17 protein-coding genes and 1 tRNA gene are annotated in these 19,972 nt (G+C 65.4%); 13 read left to right on the forward strand and 5 right to left on the reverse strand.

Translation table 11 applies throughout. The features are described from left to right. Positions 1 to 11 precede the first annotated feature (11 nt). The 5 genes from OJI97_RS15380 to uvrB all read right to left on the reverse strand — a co-directional run bounded on the left by OJI97_RS15380 (position 12) and on the right by uvrB (position 4,917). Positions 12 to 1,526: a peptidase S10 gene (locus OJI97_RS15380; protein WP_297664912.1), complete on the reverse strand. Its 1,515-nt coding sequence runs from the start codon at positions 1,524 to 1,526 to the stop codon at positions 12 to 14. Between the two features lie 92 nt (positions 1,527 to 1,618). Beyond that, positions 1,619 to 1,909 carry an addiction module antidote protein gene (locus OJI97_RS15385; protein WP_297664933.1) on the reverse strand — a complete coding sequence of 97 codons (291 nt, stop codon included), beginning with the start codon at positions 1,907 to 1,909 and terminating at the stop codon, positions 1,619 to 1,621. Beyond that, positions 1,887 to 2,252, reverse strand: coding sequence for a type II toxin-antitoxin system RelE/ParE family toxin (locus OJI97_RS15390; protein WP_297664913.1), 366 nt, complete (start codon positions 2,250 to 2,252; stop codon positions 1,887 to 1,889). The genes OJI97_RS15385 and OJI97_RS15390 overlap by 23 nt, the downstream gene beginning before the upstream one ends. Continuing rightward, positions 2,249 to 2,683, reverse strand: a complete 435-nt coding sequence (locus tag OJI97_RS15395) for a hypothetical protein (protein WP_297664914.1) — start codon at positions 2,681 to 2,683, stop codon at positions 2,249 to 2,251. The genes OJI97_RS15390 and OJI97_RS15395 overlap by 4 nt, the downstream gene beginning before the upstream one ends. A 47-nt stretch (positions 2,684 to 2,730) precedes the next feature. Further along, positions 2,731 to 4,917 (reverse strand): excinuclease ABC subunit UvrB, encoded by a 2,187-nt coding sequence (gene uvrB, locus OJI97_RS15400; protein ID WP_297664916.1) that lies wholly within the window; start codon positions 4,915 to 4,917, stop codon positions 2,731 to 2,733. 103 nt (positions 4,918 to 5,020) lie between these two features. Between uvrB and OJI97_RS15405 the strand changes: the two genes are divergently transcribed. From OJI97_RS15405 to OJI97_RS15465, 13 genes are all read left to right on the forward strand, one after another. Further along, positions 5,021 to 5,548, forward strand: a complete 528-nt coding sequence (locus tag OJI97_RS15405) for a DUF3617 domain-containing protein (protein ID WP_297664918.1) — start codon at positions 5,021 to 5,023, stop codon at positions 5,546 to 5,548. Positions 5,549 to 6,070: 522 nt separating this feature from the next. After that, on the forward strand, positions 6,071 to 7,813 hold the full coding sequence (locus OJI97_RS15410; RefSeq protein ID WP_297664920.1) for a M48 family metallopeptidase: 1,743 nt from the start codon (positions 6,071 to 6,073) through the stop codon (positions 7,811 to 7,813). 235 nt (positions 7,814 to 8,048) lie between these two features. After that, positions 8,049 to 8,285 carry an acyl carrier protein gene (locus OJI97_RS15415; RefSeq protein WP_003039428.1) on the forward strand — a complete coding sequence of 79 codons (237 nt, stop codon included), beginning with the start codon at positions 8,049 to 8,051 and terminating at the stop codon, positions 8,283 to 8,285. 169 nt (positions 8,286 to 8,454) lie between these two features. Beyond that, positions 8,455 to 9,714 carry a beta-ketoacyl-ACP synthase II gene (gene fabF, locus OJI97_RS15420; RefSeq protein ID WP_297664925.1) on the forward strand — a complete coding sequence of 420 codons (1,260 nt, stop codon included), beginning with the start codon at positions 8,455 to 8,457 and terminating at the stop codon, positions 9,712 to 9,714. Between the two features lie 171 nt (positions 9,715 to 9,885). Beyond that, positions 9,886 to 10,800, forward strand: a complete 915-nt coding sequence (gene mltG, locus OJI97_RS15425) for an endolytic transglycosylase MltG (RefSeq protein ID WP_297664935.1) — start codon at positions 9,886 to 9,888, stop codon at positions 10,798 to 10,800. An 18-nt stretch (positions 10,801 to 10,818) separates the two neighbouring features. Then, positions 10,819 to 11,571 carry an alpha/beta hydrolase gene (locus OJI97_RS15430; protein WP_297664926.1) on the forward strand — a complete coding sequence of 251 codons (753 nt, stop codon included), beginning with the start codon at positions 10,819 to 10,821 and terminating at the stop codon, positions 11,569 to 11,571. A gap of 230 nt (positions 11,572 to 11,801) precedes the next feature. Beyond that, positions 11,802 to 12,287 (forward strand): 2'-5' RNA ligase family protein, encoded by a 486-nt coding sequence (locus tag OJI97_RS15435; protein ID WP_297664927.1) that lies wholly within the window; start codon positions 11,802 to 11,804, stop codon positions 12,285 to 12,287. A gap of 61 nt (positions 12,288 to 12,348) precedes the next feature. Further along, a tRNA-Met gene (locus OJI97_RS15440) sits at positions 12,349 to 12,425 on the forward strand. A 559-nt stretch (positions 12,426 to 12,984) separates the two neighbouring features. After that, positions 12,985 to 14,790: a PLP-dependent aminotransferase family protein gene (locus OJI97_RS15445; protein ID WP_297664928.1), complete on the forward strand. Its 1,806-nt coding sequence runs from the start codon at positions 12,985 to 12,987 to the stop codon at positions 14,788 to 14,790. Positions 14,791 to 14,874: 84 nt separating this feature from the next. After that, the gene (locus OJI97_RS15450) at positions 14,875 to 15,783 is read left to right on the forward strand and encodes a carbon-nitrogen hydrolase family protein (RefSeq protein ID WP_297664929.1); all 909 of its coding nucleotides are present in this window, start codon (positions 14,875 to 14,877) and stop codon (positions 15,781 to 15,783) included. Continuing rightward, entirely contained in the window at positions 15,780 to 18,140 is a 2,361-nt protein-coding gene (locus OJI97_RS15455; RefSeq protein ID WP_297664930.1) for a TonB-dependent receptor, read from the forward strand. Before OJI97_RS15450 ends, OJI97_RS15455 begins: the two co-directional genes overlap by 4 nt. Positions 18,141 to 18,142: 2 nt before the next feature. Next, positions 18,143 to 19,537 (forward strand): sulfotransferase, encoded by a 1,395-nt coding sequence (locus OJI97_RS15460; RefSeq protein WP_297664931.1) that lies wholly within the window; start codon positions 18,143 to 18,145, stop codon positions 19,535 to 19,537. An 8-nt stretch (positions 19,538 to 19,545) separates the two neighbouring features. Continuing rightward, on the forward strand, positions 19,546 to 19,972 hold a 427-nt coding region (locus OJI97_RS15465), incomplete at its 3' end, for a hypothetical protein (protein ID WP_297664932.1).

The following is a 19,972-nucleotide window of genomic DNA, read 5'->3' on the forward strand; positions in this document are numbered from 1 at the left end:
GCCCCCGCGGCCTACCGAGCCCGAATGAAAGCCCGGACATCCTCGGCCAATTTGTGCCGGTCCTCGTCGCGGATGTACATCATGTGGCCCGCGTCATAATATTTATATTCGATCCGATCCTGCGGAATGCCGGTACGCGACAGCGCATATTCGGCGGCGAAAAAGGGCGTCGCGAAATCATAATAGCCCTGGCCGACGAAGACGCGCAGACCCGAATTTTCGCGCAGCGCCTGCCCGATATAGGGCGCGACGTTCAGATAGGCGTTGCTGTCGCGTCCGCCGATCCGCCAGTCCCACGGGCCGACATTGCCGATCGACTGATATTCGCGATCCGTCTTGAACCCCAGCGTATCGCGCGCCCAGCTGTTGATCGCGGCGGTATAGCCCGCGTCGATGCCATAGAAGCTGGGGTCGTTGTCGGGCTCCTCGCCCGCATTGTCGTAATCCTTGCCGGTATAGCGGCTGTCGAGCCGCCCGATGGTCAGGCCGCGGTCGCGCAACAGCTCCTTGTAGAAGCGGCCGGGCGTCACGCGCAGGTCGGCGCGCTCGAGGAAATCCTCGGACAGGCCGGTGAAGCGCGCCAGTTCGCGGCGGATCCTGGCGCGTTCCTCGCCCTGCAATTTCTGCCCTTTCAGCAGCGCGGCGGCATAGGGACCGATCGCCCATTGCCGCGCCTCCTCGGCAAACGCCTCGGCCGACGGCGCGCTGGCTTTGCCGTGATAGAGCGCGGTCGTCGCCATCGAGGGGAGATTGGTGATATAGCCGAGTTCGTTCCCCGGCGCGTCGGAGCCGGCGGCGAAGTCGAGCACGGTCGAAATCAGGATGATCCCATTGAGGCCGACATCGTTGAAGGTCTCGTTCATCAACTGGTTGGCGACTGCCGCCGAGCGCGTCGTGCCATAGCTCTCGCCGCCCAGAAACTTGGGGCTGTTCCAGCGGCCATTCTCGTTCAGCCAGCGCCGGATCACCTCGGCGACCGCCTTCGCATCCTGCGTGATGCCGTAATAATTTTTGGGATCGGCCTTGCCGATCAGGTGCGAAAAGCCGGTGCCCGGCGGATCGATGAAGACGATGTCGGTGACGTCGAGCAGCGCGTCGGGATTGTCGACGATCGGATAGGGCGGGGCACCGTCGTCGGTGCCGTTGCCGGGGATCGCGACGCGCTTGGGGCCAAAGGCACCCATCATCAGCCACACCGTGCCCGATCCGGGGCCGCCGTTGAACAGAAAGGTCACCGGCCGGTTCGGATCGCGCGGCTCCTTGATATAGGCGGTGGTGACGATCGCGGCTTCGGCGACGCCATCCTGATTCTTGAGGATCGTCTCGCCGATCGTCGCGGCGTAATTGATCCGCTGCCCGCCGAAGGTGCCCGACAGCTTGGTGGTGTGAACCTGCGGCACATAGTCGGCGGGCTTTTCGGCCTTCGCCTTGTCGGCTGCCTTATCGGCCGGCGCATCCTGCGCATGAAGCATGGAAGGCGCAGCGGCGGCGAACGCCAGCGCGATGATCGACAGACCCGTTTTCATGATTTTCTCCCCGTTTACGCGGCGACCCTATGCAGCGTACGGGAAGGGGGCAAGGCTGCTTGTCGGTTGCAGCTGGGGTTTCGTCGAAGGGATCAGGCGGCCTTCTTGGGCTGCACCGACAATTCGAGGCCGAGGGCGTCGAGAACGGCCATCAATGTTTCCAGTGTTGGATTACCATTCTCCGACAGCGCATTGTAAAGAGCTTGCCGGCCAAGCCCCGTCTTGCGCGCGATCTCGCTCATGCCTTTCGAGCGGGCGACGTCACCCAGAGCACTAGCGATGTGTTTCGGATCATTCCCTTCCATCGCCGCTTCGAGGTAATAGAGGACATGCTCCTCGGTCGCGAGGTAGCTTGCTGCGTCAAACGGTCGTAGCTCCGTCACGGCCTTCAATTTCTTCCTTCAACCGCTTGGCGCGGGCGACATCGTCATTCTGACTGCGCTTGTCGCCGCCGCATAGCAGAATGACAAGCTCCTTGCCCCGCTGGAAGAAATAGACCCGATAGCCCGGTCCGTAATCGATCCGCATTTCGAAGACGCCGCCCTTGACGGACTTATGGTCCCCAAAATTTCCGTTCGACGCGCGTTTCAAACGATCGGCGATCTTCGCGACCGCCCGAATGTCCCGCAACGAACCAAGCCAACGAGCGAATTCATTCGTTTCAGCCAGCTGGTATGCCTGTCCTTTATGCAGGACATTCCTGGAATTGTCAAGATGTCGCGTCATGATTTGAGCGCGTCCATTCGTGCCCAATCCTCTTCGAAAGGACGCCGAACATACCAAAACCGCCACCCATTGACGTTTGTCTTGGAGATTGCGCTTGCGGCATCGGATGGGCTGGTTCTTACGTTCCCATATTCGTCGATCCATTGAGATCCTTGAACATGTGCACGATAGGTTCGACCTTTGTATGTAGCGCGAAAGACGGTTCCATCAGGGAAGAATACGCCTGAGAACCAAGCGCCACTCACCGAGCTGCCGCCTGGCAACGGCAGAGTATCAGGCAACCCCGGCATATCCACTTCCCCGAAACCCGGGCTCACTTCCGTGGCAGGCAGATTTAGCAGGCGGCGAATCGCTTCGTTGTAATTGTCATGCTCGCTAAGAAGGCGAGCCGTGAGCGCTTGCCAAACCTCAAAATCGACGTTGATCTGCATGCCAGACTCCCTAATTTCTGGCATAGTGTCTCAAATAGATAAAATAGTCAACGCCCCCACTTCGTCTTGCTCTGCTTCCCGAAGCGGCCCTTGCGCGTTCCCGGCTTGCCCTCGTTGCTGCGTCCCACGCGCGGCGCCACCTGCTCGTCCGCCGGCAGGCCGAGCTCGTCGGCTTCCAGCCGCCGGATTTCGTCGCGCAGGCGGCCGGCTTCCTCGAATTCCAGGTCCGCAGCGGCGTCGCGCATCTTCTTTTCGAGGTCGGCGATATAGGCACGCAGATTGTGGCCGACCATATGGTCGGGCTTGTCGTCGCCGAGGTCGATCGTCACCTGATCCTTCGACGCGACATGCGCGATGATGTCGCCGATGTTGCGCTTGATCGTCGTCGGGGTGATGCCGTGCGCGTCGTTATATTCCTTCTGCTTTTCGCGGCGGCGGTCGGTCTCGCGCATCGCGCGTTCCATGCTGCCGGTGATGCGGTCGGCGTAGAGGATCACGCGCCCGTCGACGTTGCGCGCGGCGCGGCCGATCGTCTGCACCAGCGAGGTTTCGCTGCGCAGGAAGCCCTCCTTGTCGGCGTCGAGGATCGCGACGAGCCCGCATTCGGGAATGTCGAGGCCCTCGCGGAGCAGGTTGATGCCGACGAGCACGTCGAACACGCCGAGGCGCAGGTCGCGGATGATTTCGATGCGCTCCAGCGTCTCGACGTCGCTGTGCATGTAGCGGACTTTCAGCCCCGCCTCGTGGAGAAATTCGGTCAAATCCTCGGCCATCCGCTTGGTCAGCGTCGTCACCAGCGTGCGGTATCCGGCAGCCGCGGTCTTCTTCGCCTCCTGGATCAGGTCGTCGACCTGCTCCTCGACCGGCTTAATCTCGACCGGCGGGTCGATGAGGCCGGTGGGGCGGATCACCTGCTCGGCGAAGACGCCTTGCGTTCGGTCCATCTCCCACGTCCCCGGGGTCGCCGAGACGCTGACCGTCTGCGGCCGCATCATGTCCCATTCGGTGAAGCGCAGCGGCCGGTTGTCGATGCAACTCGGCAGGCGGAAGCCATATTCGGCGAGGGTGATCTTGCGGCGATGATCGCCCTTCGACATCGCGCCGATCTGCGGGATCGTCTGATGGCTCTCGTCGACGAAGAGCAGCGCGTTGTCGGGCAGATATTCGAACAGGGTCGGCGGCGGCTCGCCGGGCAGGCGGCCGGTCAGGAAGCGGCTGTAATTCTCGATCCCCGCGCAGCTTCCGGTCGCGGCGATCATTTCGAGGTCGAAATTGGTGCGCTGTTCCAATCGCTGCGCCTCGAGCAGCCGCCCCTCCGCCTCGAGTTCCTTCAGCCGTTCGGCGAGTTCGTGGCGGATCGCCTCGCTCGCCTGCTTGAGCGTCGGGCCGGGAGTCACATAGTGCGAGTTGGCGAAGACGCGGACATAATTCAGGTTCGCGATCTTCTTGCCCGTCAGCGGGTCGAACTCGGTGATCTCCTCGATCTCGTCGCCGAAGAAGCTGACGCGCCACGCCATATCCTCATAGTGCGACGGGAAAATCTCCAGCGAATCCCCGCGCACGCGGAAATTGCCGCGTGCGAACGCCTGGTCGTTGCGCTTGTACTGGAGCGCGACGAGCTTGCGGATGATTTCGCGGCTGTCGGCGACCTGGCCTTTCTTGAGGTCGAAGATCATCGCCGAATAGGTCTCGACCGAGCCGATGCCATAGAGGCACGACACCGACGCGACGATGATCACGTCGTCGCGTTCGAGCAGCGCGCGTGTCGCCGAATGGCGCATCCGGTCGATCGCCTCGTTCACCGAGCTTTCCTTCTCGATGTAGGTGTCCGACCGCGGCACATAGGCCTCGGGCTGGTAATAGTCGTAATAGCTGACGAAATATTCGACCGCATTGTTGGGGAAGAAGCTCTTGAACTCGCCATAGAGCTGCGCCGCGAGGATCTTGTTCGGGGCGAGGATCAGCGCCGGGCGCTGCAACTCGTCGATGACCTTGGCCATGGTGAAGGTCTTGCCCGATCCGGTGACGCCGAGCAGCACCTGATCGCGCTCGCCGGCGAGCGCGGTATCGACGAGTTCGCGAATCGCCGCCGGCTGGTCCCCGGCGGGCTGATAGTCGCTAACCAGTTCAAATCTCTTGCCGCCTTCGACCTTGTCGGGGCGCGCGGGCCGATGCGGAACATAGGCCGCGCCGGTGTCGATTTCGTCGAGCGATGTGCGAATCTGGATTGCCATTGCCGCCAATATGGTATCGATGGGGCTCAACCACAAATAATATGCTGGGCAACCAAATGGTCGCGACCGAGTTTCCGATCTGCTCAACAGGAGGATGAAATCCATGAAGAAAATTCTGACGATCGCGACCCTTGGGGTCGCGCTGGCCGTCTCGGGCTGCGGCAAGAGCGAGAATAATGCCGGCGGCACCGTCAAGCGCGAGGCCGGCAATTGGAAGACCGACGTCAAGCTGGTGAAATTCGAAGTCCCGGGCATGCCGGCTGAAATGAAGGACGGCATGGCGAAGATGATGGAAGGCGCCAGCGGCATGGACCAGTGCTTCACGCAGGAGCAGGTCGACAAGGAGGATATCGCCTCCGAACTCGCCAAGGGTCCCGGCAACGGCGGCGAGTGCAAATGGTCGAAAAAGGACGTCAGCGGCGGCAAGATCGACGTCGCGGGCACCTGCACCGCCAACGGCCAGACGGTCGACATGGCGATGAACGGCACGATGGAAGCGAAGAAGACCGACGTGACGATCACGACCAAGGGCAAGGTGCCGAACGGGCAGGGCGACATGGAAATGGTGCTCCAGATGACGAGCACGCACACCGGTCCGTGCAAGGACGGCGCGGCGACGACCAAGAGCTGAGCGCTCTCGTCGACGACGAAAAGCCGAAGGGCGCCGATGCGAATCGGCGCCCTTTTTCTTTGGGATAAGGACAGGCTTATCGGGAGAGATGGGGGATGGACTTGCCGGGAGGACGGCAGGTGGGGCTGCCCCCTCCCGGCGAAGTCTCTGTTCAATGGAGTCTCAACACATGTCGAAAGGCGCCAGGGACCAGCTCGCACCCTTCGGTCTTGCGACCCCATTTGCTCGGGTCAGGCACCAGGCCCGATCCGAACCACGACCGCCAAGGGCGTGCCGCGACCCTTGAACGATCTCATGCACGGGGGCAGGAAGGCAGTTACAATGGGTCACGTCGCGGCGTGTAGCCGAATGCTAGGCTTTTCTTAACCATTGACCCCCAATTTCCGGGCCATTTGGAGCAGCGCCGTGATTTTGTTATAAGGCTGGAGCCGCCTGTTACCGTTACATCATCGGGAAATCGGTGGCCGTCCCCGTCGAATGGCGTATCTACCGCGCGCCACGCAGAGGGCATTTGAGGGTTGCATGGACCGCACGACAACGAACCAGCTTCCGGGACGCGATGATGACGACCGGATTATCGCGGCCGAGCATGAGCGGCTTCGCACGTCGCCGCTGTTCACGCGGTCGCCGGTTCTGTCGCGGTTGCTTCAGTTCCTGGTCGAGCATCGCCTGAGCGGCGGGCGCAGCGCACCCAAAGCCTATGCCATCGCAACCGAGGCGTTGGGCCGCAACGCCGATTTCGATCCCGCCGTCGATAGCTATCCGCGCGTCATGGTGGGGCGGCTGCGGACGTTGCTCGATCGCTATTATGCCGAAACCGCGTGGGTGCATCGCCTGCGCGTGCCGCAGGGAAGCTATGAGATCGTCGTTCAGCGGCGCACCTCGCCCCCGGCGCGGCCGGCGGCCGGGGAGGATGAGGGGGCGGCGGTCGGCGAGTCCGGCGAGTCCATGCCGCCATCGCACCCCGCGGACCGCACCGCGCCGGCGCGCCGTTCGCCGGGATTTCGTTGGCTTTGGATCGTTCCGCTCGTGCTGCTCGCGCTGGCGGCGGGGTGGTGGGCGTCCACCAATTGGGGGCGTTTGACGCATTCCGCCGCGCGGCCGGTGCCGCTGCTCGAGATTTCGATCCCCCAATCGGGCGACACGCCGGTATCGCGGGCGCTGTCGCGCGCGCTCGAAAGCCGGCTTCGCGACGGACTGCGCCGCTTCGACCTGGTCGACCTGCGAAGCGCCGGACCCGCCGGCGCGGCGGCGTCCGCGCGCGCCGATTACCGGCTGGACGCATCGATCGTCCGCATGGTCGATGGACCCGCCGACGTCACGCTGGTGCTCAATCGCGTCGGCGATCAGCGCACCATCTGGTCGCAGCAATTCCATTTGACCAAGGCGGAAATGCCCGAATTCGCCCCGATCGATCCCGCGATCGCCCAGGTCGCGGGTGATTTCGGCATCATCGTGCGCGATCAGGTTCAGCAGAACCCCGACGATTTCGCTCCCGGCTATCCCTGCCTCGCGCAATTCAACCGGATTCGGCAGATGCGCAATCCGCAAGGGGTGCGGCAGATCGATGCCTGCCTGCGTGCGACGCTCGACCGCAAGCCGAACGACCCGGTCGCGCTGAATGCGCTATCGCTGCTTCGGTTCGGCGACTGGCAGGCGCGCCGCAACACGCCCGAGGGAGCGAAGGCGTTCGCCGAGGCCAAGTCGCTGGCGCTGCGCGCTTATGAGAATGGCGCCGGCACGGCGGCGGGCCTGTTCGCGATGGCGCGTGCGAATTTCTATGGCCGCAATTGCGCGAGCGGACTCGCGATGGGCGACGGCGCGTTGCGACTCAACCCATATGACGCCGATCTGGCCGGGTTCATGGGGCTGTTCAAGCTGGCGTGCGGCCATGGCGCGGAGGGAGAGCAGTTGTTGCAGCGGTCGCTCGATCTCGATGCCTCCTATCCAGGCGTGCCGGCGGTGACGCTGGCGTTCGTCCGGTCGCAGGCGGGCGATCAGGACGAGGCGATGGCGATTCTCGATCGCGTCCCGTCGCCCAGCAAGCTGGAGCCGCAATTTCTGCTCATCCGGTCGATCGTGCTGGCGCGTCAGGGACATCTGCCCGAAGCGCGCGCGGGCTGGCAGCGCCTGCTCGCCTTTACGAAACAGCCCGCGAACGCGGCGCCCGAAGCGGTGCTGGGGCAGTTTATGATCACGCCCGCCGTGATCGAGCGGGCGTCGGCAGCGGTGCGCGAATCGGGCATCCTGCCGCCGGCGCCCTGACGCCTCGGCGCGGCTCCTCGTTCGCGCGGGCTTGAAGGCGGGTGGCGGCTGCTCTATCTCTGCCGCGGGCATCGACAGGCGGGAAGGGGGAACGGATCCGGGGCGGGCGCGCGGCGAACGCCGATCGAGCCGGGCCTTGCGCGGCCGACCGATGCCAGCCCTCTTGCCAGCCCAGCCGCTGGGCACTAGGGCAAATTCCAACATTCACGACATAGTCAGAAAAAAGGAACTGTGCATGAGCGATTCGGCCGAAAAGGTTAAGAAGATCGTCGTCGAACATCTGGGCGTCGAAGCCGACAAGGTTACCGAAGAGGCGAGCTTCATCGACGACCTGGGCGCCGACAGCCTCGACATCGTTGAACTGGTGATGGCGTTCGAGGAAGAATTCGGTGTCGAAATCCCCGACGACGCGGCGGAAAAGATCGCCACCGTCAAGGACGCGATCGACTATATCGAAGCGAACAAGGGCTGAGGCGAGCCTGTCCGGCATAGCCGGATATGGGCGCTCAAGCCGCCCGCATGTTTCCGGCTTCCCGGTCCAGGGCGTGTGCGCTGTGACCGGGGAGCTTTTTTCTTGGCTGCGCGCCGGATAAGATGATTGCGGCGCCCTGCGGGGGCAGGGGCCGACGAAAGGAATGACTATGCGCCGGGTTGTGGTGACGGGACTGGGTTTGGTGACGCCGCTGGGCGCCGATGTGGAAACCACCTGGAAAAATCTGATCGCCGGCAAATCGGGCGCGGGGACGATCACCCATTTCGACGCCTCCGACCAGAAATGCACGATCGCGTGCGAGGTCAAGGGTCCCGATCATGAATATGGCTTCGACCCCGGCAAGCGCGTCGACCACAAGGTGCAGCGCCAGGTCGATCCGTTCATCATCTTCGGCATCGACGCCGCGGGCCAGGCGCTCGAGGACGCCGGCCTGACCGAGCTTACCGAAGAGCAGAAGGTGCGCGCCGGCTGCTCGATCGGTTCGGGCATCGGCGGCCTGCCGGGAATCGAGAGCGAAAGCCTGCTGCTCGCCGAAAAGGGGCCGGGCCGCGTTTCGCCGCACTTCGTCCACGGCCGCCTGATCAACCTGATTTCGGGCCAGGTCAGCATCAAATACGGCCTCAAGGGCCCGAACCACGCCGTCGTCACCGCCTGTTCGACCGGCGCGCATTCGATCGGCGACGCGGCGCGGATGATCCGCGACGACGATGCCGACATCATGCTCGCGGGCGGCGCCGAGGCGACGATCTGCCCGATCGGCATCGCCGGCTTCGCGCAGGCGCGCGCGCTCAACATGAGCTATAATGACCGCCCCGAGCAGGCGAGCCGTCCTTACGACAAGGACCGCGACGGCTTCGTGATGGGCGAGGGCGCGGGCGTCGTGGTGCTCGAGGAGTATGAACATGCCAAGGCGCGCGGCGCGAAAATCTATGCCGAAGTCGTCGGCTACGGCCTGTCGGGCGACGCCTATCACGTCACCGCGCCCGATCCCGAAATGGACGGCGCCTACCGGTCGATGGCGGCGGCGCTGAAGAAGGCGGGGATGACCCCCGCCGACATCGATTATATCAACGCCCACGGCACCTCGACGATGGCCGACACGATCGAGCTCGGTGCGGTGAAGCGCCTGTTCGGCGACGCGATGGGCAATGTCTCGATGAGTTCGACCAAGTCGGCGATCGGCCATCTGCTCGGCGGCGCGGGCGCGGTCGAGACGATCTTCTGCATCCTCGCGATCCGCGACCAGATCGTCCCGCCGACGCTCAATCTCGACAATCCCGACGAAGGCACCGAAGGCGCCGACCTCGTTCCGAAAGTCGCGAAAAAGCGCAAGGTCCGCGCCGCGCTCAACAACAGCTTCGGTTTCGGCGGCACCAACGCCAGCCTGATCGTCAAGGCGGCCGATTAGAGCGCTTCATCCCAATTCGCCATTCCCGCGAAAGCGGGAATGACGACGGGAGTTGTGGCGCTGCAAATCCCTCTTTCCTACATGGCGCGGCCATGCTCTATCACCTCTCCGCCGCCGTCGTTTCAAGGGCGGGATAGGGAGAAATCGGTGCGTCCGTTCCGCTGGCTGACAATGGCGATTCTGGCCTTGCTGCTCGCTGCCTGTTCGGGCGGCGCGCCGCGCGATGCCGAGGTCGTCATCCCGCCCGGCGCGAGCATCGCCAGGGCGGGCGAGATTCTCGAAAAAGCGGGCGCGGTTTCGGCCTCGAGCTTTCGCAACCACGCGCGCCTCTTCGGCGGCGGCGATCCGATCAAGCCCGGCGAGTATAAGATCGAAAAGGGCATGGATTCGGGCGACATCCTGCGCCTGCTCCAGTCGGGCAAGACGATCCAGCGCCTCGTGATGATTCCCGAGGGGATGCCTTCGATCATGGTATGGGACCGGCTGATGGCGGAGCCGCGCCTGAAGGGCGACATCCCGGTGCCCGCCGAGGGGAGCATCCTTCCCGATAGCTATGCCTTTACCACCGGCGAGAGCCGCGCCGCGGTCGTGGCGCGGATGCAGGCGGCGATGGACAGGACGTTCGCCGAGCTCTGGGCCAGGCGCAGCCCGCGCACCGCGGCAAAGGACCGCAACGAAGCGATGACGCTTGCCTCGATCGTCGAGAAGGAAACCTCGCTCGCGTCCGAGCGCCGCACCGTCGCGGGCGTCTATACCAACCGCCTGGCGATCGGCATGAAGCTTCAGGCCGACCCGACGATCATCTATCCGATCACCCGGGGCAAGCCGCTCGGCCGCCGCATCCTGCGCTCCGAGATCCTCGCGGTGAACGACTACAACACCTACAGCATGATCGGCCTGCCCAAGGGGCCGATCGCCAACCCCGGCAAGGCGTCGATCGCCGCGGTGCTCGATCCCGAGGCGAACGACTATCTCTATTTCGTCGCCAAGGGCGACGGCGGGCATATCTTCGCGCGCACGCTGGCCGAGCATAATGCGAACGTCCAGAAATGGTATCAACTGCGCCGCGAACGCGGAGAGATGTAGGCGACGGAGGGAGCAACGATGACCACCGCAAAGCTCTTCCTGCACGGCGTGCCCGACAGCCCGGCGATCTGGCGCCCGCTGCTCGGCCGGCTCGATCTCGGCGAGACGCCCGTCGCCGTCCCCGCGCTGCCCGGCTTCACCGGGCCGCTTCCCGCGGGCTTTGCCGCGACCAAGGAAGCCTATGCCGACTGGGCGGTGGGCGAGGCGGAGGCATTATGCGCGCAGCACGGCCCGATCGACATCGTCGGCCACGACTGGGGGGCGCTGATCGCGCAGCGCGTGGCGATGTTGCGACCCGAGCTGATCCGAAGCTGGGCGGTCTCGAACGCGGTGATCGATCCCGACTATCGCGGGCATCGGATCGCGCGAATCTGGAACACGCCGGTCCTCGGTGAAATCTTCATGGCCTTGAGCGCGCCCGCGAAGCTCGCGCAGGGCCTTGCCGCGCAGGGGATGCCGGCGGACATCGCCGCGGAAGAAGCCGGGCAATGGGCGAACAAGGACAAGAGGCGCGCGATCCTGAAGCTCTACCGGTCGGCGAAGGGGCTGAGTTTCGAGCACGACTGGGCGCGCGACATCGGCAAGCTGCCCGCGACCGGCGCGCTGATCTGGGGCGAGGGCGATCCCTATGTTGAACTATCGGTCGCGCAGCGATTCGCCGCGAACACCGGCGTTCCGCTGACGGTGGTCGAAGGGGCAGGGCATTGGGCGATCGCCGAGCGCCCGGCCGAGGTTGCGGCGGCGCTGTGCGCTTTCTGGAGCGGCTTGTAAAACCGGCGCTTTTTCACCGTATCGGTGGAATCGATCATTGTGACCATATTAATCGATTAGATCGCGTGCCGGCTTTGCGCCATTGGCGCGGCCACGAGAAAGGGCGTCCCATGGACGACGGCACATCCTCCCCCCGATCGCCGCGTCCACCCCGTCTCGAGCCAACCGACCCGGGCTTTCCCCCTCCCTTCCGGGTCTCTGGCGCCGCGCCCATCCTTGTTACCGCAGCGATGGGCGCGGCCGACCAGCGTCATTTCGACCGGCTGCGCGGCGCCTATTTCCCGCCCGCGCGCAACCTCGTCGCGGCGCATATCACCTTGTTCCACCAGTTGCCGCCGTCGTGCCGCGACGAGCTGGAGCGGCTGATCCGCCGCCCGTCGTCCGATACGCCGCCGCCCGAGGCGATGCTGCGCGGCGCCTATTCGCTGGGCTACGGCGTGGCTTTCCGGGTTGAAAGTTCCGCGCTGCTCGCCATCCGCGCGCGCATCGCCGATCATTTCCACGGCCTGCTGACCGCGCAGGACCAGGGCGTGCCGCGCCTGCACATCACGGTGCAGAACAAGGTTTCGCCGGGCGAGGCGCGGGCGCTGCTGGCCGACCTTGCGCGCGATTTCCGTCCCCGCCCGCTCGTCATCACTGGTCTTGCCGCCCATCGCTATCGCGGCGGCCCGTGGGAACCTGCGTTTGCGCGCAATTTTCGCGGCGTGCGCACATGATATTGACCCGAACCCACAGCCTGCCTATAGGCGCGGCTCGCCCGAAGCGGCGGCCTTTCGGGGCGGAGTAGCTCAGCAGGTTAGAGCAGCGGAATCATAATCCGCGTGTCGGGGGTTCGAGTCCCTCCTCCGCTACCATTTTTCGGTCTCCCCGCGACCGTTGATGATTGAAAAAAGCCATAATTTCCGCTAGTTTATGACCAGTCGCTGATTGTCGGCGATTGCCTTTGTCTGCCTGCAATCGTGGAAGATGGGGGCCTTATTTGCTGGTCGATCCGAGGGGCAGCAAGCTTTGGCTGCAAGCGTCTTGGGCAGTCAGCAAGCGGGGGGAGCCGCTTTGATCGCGCTCTTGGCGGTTGGCTGGATGGGAATGCTGCGGGTTCGCGAATCCCAAAGAACCTGATTGTCAGCTTTTTCGTTCAGTGACCGCAAAGTCGACGATCCGCTTCCGGCCAGGCGCTGACGTCAAGGCAATTGTCGGGCAAGCTGCGCAGGCCAGCGAGACAATCCGCATTGTGAGTCCGATCAAGTTCCCATTCGCGACAACTGCGCCGTCAGGGTTCCGCGCTTGCCGATCCGGGTCTCCTCTTCGAGGCGTGTCACCGCCCGCGGGCGAATTTGTCCTTGACCGCTCGGATGACAGATTGACGATCATGGTTGAACTTGGCCGAGGCCACAGGGTATTATCATGGCCGGCATGCGCCCTTCATTCATCCTGGACCGCAACAGCGATGTCACTTTGCAGGACCAGATTCGCAAGGGTGTGATCGAACTGATGCGGTCGCATGCATGGCCGATCGGTTATCGCCTGCCTTCTTCGCGCACCATGGCCCGGTTACTTGGCGTTGCCCGCAATACGGTGACGATCGCCTATCAGCAACTCGTCGCGGATGGCCATGTCATGGCGCGCGAACGGAGCGGGCTTTTCGTGTCGGGGGATCTTGGCGCGGGACGGGCGGGTTTCGGCGAGGTTGTCGGCATCGCCGAGCGCGCGACGCAGGGCGGCATGTCCTGGTCCGAGCGCCTGCCGCCGCTGCCCGCGCTCCCCGAACCCCGGCCCGCCAACTGGCAGCACTATCCCTATCCCTTCCTCGACGGCTGCTTCGACGACAGCCTGTTTCCGGTCGACGACTGGCGCGAGGCGGCGAGCTTGTCGCTGAAGCGGCGGCAGGTCGCCTCCTGGTCGGGGATCGCCGACGACGACGCGGCGCTGATCGAGGAAATCCGCACCAAGATACTGCCACGCCGCGGCATCTATGCGCGCCCCGACGAGATATTGCTGACGCTCGGCACGCATCATGCCCGCGTCCTCGCGCTCGACCTGTTCTGCACCGAGGGCAGCCGCGTCGCGATCGAGGACCCCGGCCTGTTCGAGCTGCGCGCGCTGATCGAGGCGCGGCGCGGCGTGTGGACGCCGCAGCCGGTTGATGCGGAGGGCGTGGTGACCGACGCGCGGCTGGCCGGCTGCGACCTCGTCATGGTTACGCCCAGCCATCAATTGCCCACCGGCGCGACCTTGTCGCTCGACCGGCGGCGGGCGCTGCTCGCCGCGGCCGAGGCGCACGACCTGATCGTCGTCGAGGATGATTTCGAGTGCGAGACCAATTATCTCGACGAGGATTTCCCGGCGATGCGCGGCATGGCGGGGGGCAGCCGCGTCGTCTATATCGCCGGGCTTGCCAAGGTCCTCGACCCTGGCCTCAGGCTCGGTTTCATGGTCGCCGACCGTGAGGTGATCGCGCATTTGCGCGAACTGCGCCGTCTGTCGGTCAAGCAGCCGCCGCCGAACAACCAGCGCGCGGCGGCGCAATTTCTGTCGCTCGGTCATTATGATTCGATGATGCGGCGGATCGGCCGCGAATTCCGCACCCGGCAGATCGCGCTGCGCGACGCGCTCAACCATTATCTGCCGCGCTCGATCGCGATCCAGCCGGTGCGCGGCGGAACGACGATGTGGGTCCGGGGAGCCGCCGGGCTCGACGTCGCCGACCTCGCCGCGGCGGCCGAGCGGCGCGGCGTGCTGATCGAGCGGGTCGATTCCTATTATGCGGGGACCGCGCCGCCGGGCCTGTTCCGGCTCGGGGTTACCAGCCTGCCCGTCGAACGCATCCGTCCCGGCGTGGCGACGCTGACCGCGGCGCTCAACGATGTGCTGGAAAAGAAGGCGGAGCCGCCGCCGATCCTGACGGGCCGCGCGCTGCGCCGCAAGATGAGCGGCGCCCGGCTCGAATGCCGCACCGTCTATGGCGATCCGTGCACCATATTGCTGATGCCCGATGGCACGATGACCGGGCGCGCAGGCTACGCCGACGAAGATATCGATACCGGGCGCTGGTGGATCGAGGGCGACCGCTGGCACCGCCAGTGGCAGAGCTGGTCCTATGGCGAGGCGACCTCGTTCCAGGTCGCGGTCGAGGGCGATGTCGTCCAATGGCTCGGCGCTGGACAGCGCATCGTCGACTGGGCCTTGATCGGGCGTATCGGCGATCTGGCGCCATCCTAGTTTTCGAACTGGACCTATCGTAAGCGCCGCATAGCGGACAGATTATCCCCCGGACGCGCCCCGATCGGCGCGCTGGGGAGGATTATGACTCATTTCGCGATCGCCGGACTGCAACTCGCCCTGCCGCGCGGCGACAATCTGGATCGCATCGCCGAGGAGGTGCGGCTGGTCCGCCGCCGCTTCGGCTGGGTCGATATGGTCGTGCTCGGCGAACTCTCCTGTTTCGGCCCCGCCACCGCGAACGCGCAGCCGCTGCCCGGCCCCGCCGAGGACGCCTTTGCCGCGATGGCGCGCGAACATGGGCTGTGGCTCGTCAACGGCTCGCTGTTCGAGCGCGACGGCGACACCATCTACAACACCACCAGCGTCTTCGCCCCCGACGGCAGCGTCGCTGCGCGGCACCGGAAAATCTATCCCTTCTATCCCTATGAGGAGGGCGTGACCGGCGGCATCGAGCCGACCATATTCGACGTCCCGGGCGTCGGCCGCTTCGGCCTCGCCATCTGCTACGACATCTGGTTCCCCGAGGTTGTCCGCTCGCTGATCTGGCGCGGGGCGGAGGTGATCCTCAATCCGGTGATGACCAACACCATCGACCGCGACGTCGAACTGTCGATCGTCCGCGCCGCCGCCGCGACCAACCAGGCCTATGTCGTTTCGGTCAATGTCGCGGGCGACCTTGGTTATGGACGCTCGTGCGTCGCGGGGCCGGGCGGCGAGATGATTCACGAAGCGGGGGAGGGGCGCGAGGTGATCGCGGTCGACCTCGACCTCGGCTACGTCCGCCGCTGCCGCGAGCGCGGCTGGCACGGGCTCGGCCAGCCGCTCAAGAGCCTGCGCGACGGGCCGCAGCATTTCGAGGCCTTCGACCGGGGGCCCGCGGCCTCGCCGACGCTGCGCGCGCTCGGCCCGCTCGTTCAGCCTGCTTCTTCACTCACCGACAAGGATGGCGCCGACGCGCGCGCGATGACACAAAAGGGGGGAAAACCATGACCAACACCACACGACTTTTGGCGACGACATCGCTCGCCTGCACCGGCCTGCTGGCGGCGATGCCGGCGCCGGTCTTCGCTCAGGAGGCGGGGGCCGCGAACGACGGCACCGACATCGTCGTCACCGCGACCCGCCGCGAGGCGCGGACGATCGACATTCCCTATAATATCTCGGCGGTCGGCGGCGACCGGATCGACGCGAACCAGACGCGCGACCAGGCCGAACTGCTGCGTTCGATCCCCGGCGTCGCGGTCGTCGATCGCGGCCGGCGCAACGCGGGCGTCATCAACACGGTGACGATCCGCGGCGTCAACGTCGACAGCGCCGCGCTCGGCGATTACGCCGTCTCGGGCGTTTCGCCGGTCTCGACCTATGTCAACGACACGCCGCTGTTTGCCGCCTATCTGCTCAAGGACCTCGACCGGGTCGAGGTGCTGCGCGGGCCGCAGGGCACGCTCTATGGCTCGGGCGCGCTCGGCGGCACGGTGCGCTATATCCTCAAGAAGCCGGTGCTCGGCCGCTTCGAGGGGCGCGTCACCGGCGGCGTCAGCAACGTCAAGGGATCGGACGGCATCGGTTACGAAGCCGACGTCGTGCTCAACGTGCCGCTCGGCGACACCTTCGCGATCCGCGCGGTGGGCAGCCGCCAGCATTATCCGGGCCTCACCGACTATGTGAACGTCTACAAGCTGGACGGCGACGGCATCCCGACCGCGCCCGCCGGGGTGCTGGCGCCCGACGCCGAATATCGCCGCGTCAAGGATGCCGATTTCGTCCATGTCTGGTACGGCCGCATCGCCGCGCTGTGGCAGCCGAGCGACGCGGTGGACCTGACGCTGACCTATAATCATCAGGAGGATGATGTCGGCGGGCGGCGGCAGATCACCCACGGGTTCGACGGCTATGGCAAGGCCTATGAGGGCTATCAGAACGGGTCGATCCAGCTCGAACCCTCGACCCGCAACGTCGATTCGGTCGCTTTGGAAGCGAATGTCGACCTGGGCTTCGCGACGCTGACCTCCAGTTCCTCCTGGTATGACCATGAAGGCGACAGCGTCAGCGAGAATACCGGCTTCTACGCCAAGGCGGGCTTCCTCGCCTTTTATTATAACTACCCGCGCCCGATGGCGTCGGCGGTGCGCGGCTATCGCGACAAGAGTTTCGTGCAGGAACTGCGCCTGGTGTCGAAGGGCGGCGGGCCGCTCGATTATGTGATCGGCGCTTATTATCAGGACCAGAAGCTCTTTTCGTCGCAGGACAGCTTTTTGCGCGGCTTCAAGCGCTGGTGGGACGCCGCGACTGGCCTGCCCGCCGCGGTCGCGAGCGACCAAGATTTCTTCTATCGCCGGCATGAGACGTTCAAGGATCGCGCGCTGTTCGGCGAGCTGACCTGGCACGCCACCGATACGGTCGATCTGACCGGCGGCGTGCGCTATTTCTGGAACAAGGCGCATAACGACACCTCGATCGACATTCCGATCTTCCCCTCGCTGTCGCAGCCGACCGACGCGACCTTCCGCACCAGCGAGGACAAGGCGCTGTTCAAGGGCAATCTGTCGTGGAAATTCGCCGATCGCGGCCTGCTCTACGCAACCGTGTCGCAGGGTTATCGCCGTGGCGGGTCGAACGCGGTGCCTACGATCGGCCGCTATGCCGAGGATCCGTCGTGGCAGCAGTACAAGTCCGACACGCTGGTCAATTACGAGGTCGGGGTGAAGGGCGCGCTCGGCGGGCTGACCTATAATCTCGATGCCTTCTACATCGACTGGAAGGATATTCAGCTCAACACCGCGACCCCGGTCTGGGGCTTCTATGTCGTCCAGAACGGCGGCAAGGCCCGCTCGCAGGGCATCGAGGCGCAGATCGAGGGGCGCAGCGGCGGCCTCCACTATGCCCTTGGCTATACCTATGTCGATGCGAAGCTGACGCGCGATTTCTTCTCGCCCGACCCCAGCCACACGCTGATCGGGCGCGACGGTGATCGCCTGCCGGGGTCGGCGCATCATATCGTGACCGGCAGCGCCGACTACAGCTTCGACCTCGGGAACGACACCAGCCTGACGCTGCGCGGCGATGGCTTTTATCAATCGTCGACGCGCAACGCGATCAGCACCTCGCCCAAGTTCAACGTCCGCCTGCCGGGCTTTTCGATCTGGAACGCCTCGGCGACGCTGCGCAAGGGCTCCTACGGGCTGACGCTGTTCGTCAAGAATCTGTTCAACGCGGACGGCGTCACGGGCGTCTTCACCGAAGCCTATATGGGGACGTCGCCATCGCAGGGCTATTATGGCAATGGGTCGAAGGACCTGATCACGCTGCCACGGACGATCGGCCTGTCGGCGGACGTGCGTTTCTGACGATGACGGCCCGGCCCGCCGCCTCCGCCGCCCGCGACCGTTCCGGCGATTTCGACGCCGGACTGTCGCGGGCGCGGGAAGCGGCGGTGCGGGGCCGCTATGGCGAAGCGCGCGCGGTCCTCGCCGCGATCGAGGAACTGGCATGGGACGATGCCCACGCGCTGCGCCGCCTCGCCGAATATCACGGGCATATGAACCGGCCGGTCGAGGCCGAACGCTGCTGCGCCCGCGCGGTCGATCTAGCGCCGGACGATGGCCGCGCGCGCTACGACCTTGCCGCCGCGTCGATCGCGCTCGGCCGCATCGATGCGGCAGAGGCACATTTCGACCGCGTGATTGCGGATAATCCGCACGATTGGGACGCCTGGGCCAACCGTTCGACGCTGCGCCGCGCGACGCTGGAGCGCAACCATGTCGTGGCGCTCGAAGACGCGCTGGCGGCGGCGGGCGGCGATGCCGAGGCGCGCATCGCGCTCGGCCATGCGCTGGCAAAGGAGCTCGAGGATCTCGGCGACCATGACCGGGCGTTTGCGGTGCTCAAGGCGGCGGCCGATGCGCGTCGCGCGCGGCTGTCCTATCGCGTCGCTGACGATGTCGATACGATGGCGGCGATCGCGAGCGCCTTTTCGGCCGCGCGCCTGCGCGACGCGCCGCCACCGTCCGCCGGACCGGGGCCGATCTTCGTCCTCGGCCTGCCGCGCAGCGGGACGACGCTGGTCGACCGCATCCTCTCGTCACACAGCAAAGTCGCAAGCCTCGGCGAGATTCAGGATTTCGCGCTCGCGCTGATCGAGGGCGCGGGGCAGGCGCAGGGCAAGGCTGACCTTATCCGCCGCAGCGCCGCGATGGATCACGCCGCGCTCGGCCGCGCCTATCGCACACGCATCGCCGAGCGCGACCCCGGCGCGCCTTTCGCGATCGACAAGACGCCGCTCAATTTTCTCTACATCGGCCTGATCGCACTCGCGCTGCCCGATGCGCGCATCGTTCACGTCCGGCGCGGGGCGATGGACGGCTGCTATGCGATGTACAAGACGCTGTTCCGCATGGGCTATCCCTTCAGCTACGACCTCGGCGACCTCGCCGCCTATCGCATCGCCTATGAGCGGCTGATGGCGCATTGGCGCGGCGCATTGCCCGGCCGGATGGTCGAGATCGACTATGAAGCGCTGATCGCCGATCAGGAGGGCGAGAGCCGCCGGCTGGTCGCGGCGTGCGGGCTCGACTGGGAGGAGGCCTGCCTCGATTTCCACCGCAACCCCACGCCCGTTGCGACCGCGAGCGCGGTGCAGGTGCGTGCGCCGATCCACGACCGTTCCGTGGGCCTGTGGCGGCGCTATGAGACGGGGCTTGTGCCGCTGGCCGATGCGCTCGGTAAGGCGGGCATCGCGCTGTGAGATATGGAATGCTCGCCCTGATCGCGCTCGCGGCGCCCGGCAGCGCGTCTGCCGAGGAGTTGCTGCGCAGCGATTTCCAGCAGGGCAGCGCCGACCCGTGGCGCGCGGCGGGCGCGGGCGATGTGCGGCTGACGAGCTTCGCGGGCAATGTCTCGATGCGCCTCACCGCCGAGGCGAGCGCCGAGGTCGCAGTGCCGGTCGAAGGCAAGCGCCGCCTTTATGCGACCGTGAAGATCGCCGCCGATGCGCTCGGCGATGACGCGATCTGCACGGCCGAAGCCTCGCGCGACGGCGGCGCGACATGGGCGCCGATCCTGTCGGTCGGCAAGGCGCGCGCCGATGCGGTGACCTTGTGGGCGGGCGGACAGGCGCTCGCCGACGGCGACAGCGGGCTGCGGCTTCGCCTGTCGGCGCGGGGCAAGCGCGCGACCTGCT

This window comes from Sphingopyxis sp., from assembly GCF_025869345.1.
In the GTDB taxonomy this organism is placed as follows: Bacteria; Pseudomonadota; Alphaproteobacteria; order Sphingomonadales; family Sphingomonadaceae; genus Sphingopyxis.

Bases quoted from the DNA above. Each gene is read 5' to 3' on its own strand.
- OJI97_RS15395 (WP_297664914.1), bottom strand. From the start codon at position 2,683: ATGCAGATCAACGTCGATTTTGAGGTTTGGCAAGCGCTCACGGCTCGC.
- OJI97_RS15445 (WP_297664928.1), top strand. From the start codon at position 12,985: ATGCGCCCTTCATTCATCCTGGACCGCAACAGCGATGTCACTTTGCAG.
- OJI97_RS15460 (WP_297664931.1), top strand. From the start codon at position 18,143: ATGACGGCCCGGCCCGCCGCCTCCGCCGCCCGCGACCGTTCCGGCGAT.
- OJI97_RS15450 (WP_297664929.1), top strand. From the start codon at position 14,875: ATGACTCATTTCGCGATCGCCGGACTGCAACTCGCCCTGCCGCGCGGC.
- OJI97_RS15380 (WP_297664912.1), bottom strand. From the start codon at position 1,526: ATGAAAACGGGTCTGTCGATCATCGCGCTGGCGTTCGCCGCCGCTGCG.
- OJI97_RS15405 (WP_297664918.1), top strand. From the start codon at position 5,021: ATGAAGAAAATTCTGACGATCGCGACCCTTGGGGTCGCGCTGGCCGTC.
- OJI97_RS15410 (WP_297664920.1), top strand. From the start codon at position 6,071: ATGGACCGCACGACAACGAACCAGCTTCCGGGACGCGATGATGACGAC.
- OJI97_RS15415 (WP_003039428.1), top strand. From the start codon at position 8,049: ATGAGCGATTCGGCCGAAAAGGTTAAGAAGATCGTCGTCGAACATCTG.
- uvrB (WP_297664916.1), bottom strand. From the start codon at position 4,917: ATGGCAATCCAGATTCGCACATCGCTCGACGAAATCGACACCGGCGCG.
- OJI97_RS15430 (WP_297664926.1), top strand. From the start codon at position 10,819: ATGACCACCGCAAAGCTCTTCCTGCACGGCGTGCCCGACAGCCCGGCG.
- OJI97_RS15455 (WP_297664930.1), top strand. From the start codon at position 15,780: ATGACCAACACCACACGACTTTTGGCGACGACATCGCTCGCCTGCACC.
- OJI97_RS15435 (WP_297664927.1), top strand. From the start codon at position 11,802: ATGGGCGCGGCCGACCAGCGTCATTTCGACCGGCTGCGCGGCGCCTAT.
- OJI97_RS15390 (WP_297664913.1), bottom strand. From the start codon at position 2,252: ATGACGCGACATCTTGACAATTCCAGGAATGTCCTGCATAAAGGACAG.
- mltG (WP_297664935.1), top strand. From the start codon at position 9,886: ATGGCGATTCTGGCCTTGCTGCTCGCTGCCTGTTCGGGCGGCGCGCCG.
- fabF (WP_297664925.1), top strand. From the start codon at position 8,455: ATGCGCCGGGTTGTGGTGACGGGACTGGGTTTGGTGACGCCGCTGGGC.